The 426-nt window shown below is 49.3% G+C and carries 1 protein-coding gene; it reads left to right on the forward strand.

Going from position 1 to position 426, the window contains the following annotated elements; translation table 11 throughout:
* A partial coding sequence (locus ACQCT8_RS19020) for a GNAT family N-acetyltransferase (RefSeq protein ID WP_426873701.1) occupies window positions 1–426 on the forward strand: 426 nt, incomplete at both ends.

Genomic DNA, 426 nt, shown 5'->3' on the forward strand with positions numbered 1-426 from the left:
TGTCCATCTGCTGACAACAGAAACCTGGCCATACCATGGCACCGAAAACCCAACAGAGGAAGCCATCCAAACTTCCATCCAAGAAGGCAACTACACAAATGAAGGGACCAAAACCTTCCTCATCCAAGACAAAAACAATACTGTCATTGGCATGTTCCGACTTTTCGATCTAGAAGATCCGACCTGTCTGTTCGACATCAGATTCAAACAACAAGCGAGGGGCCAAAACCGAGGCGCCCATGCCGTAAAATGGCTCACAGAATTCGCATTCACCAACTACCCGCACTTAATAAGAATCGAAGGCCACACTCGCCACGACAACCTGGCGATGCGCAAGACCTTCCACAACAGCGGGTACGTCAAAGAAGCCTACCACCGGAGTGCCTGGCCTCAAAACGATAAACTATTTGATTCTGTCGGCTATGC

The organism is Jeotgalibacillus proteolyticus, from assembly GCF_050107735.1.
GTDB lineage: Bacteria > Bacillota > Bacilli > Bacillales > Jeotgalibacillaceae > Jeotgalibacillus > Jeotgalibacillus proteolyticus_A.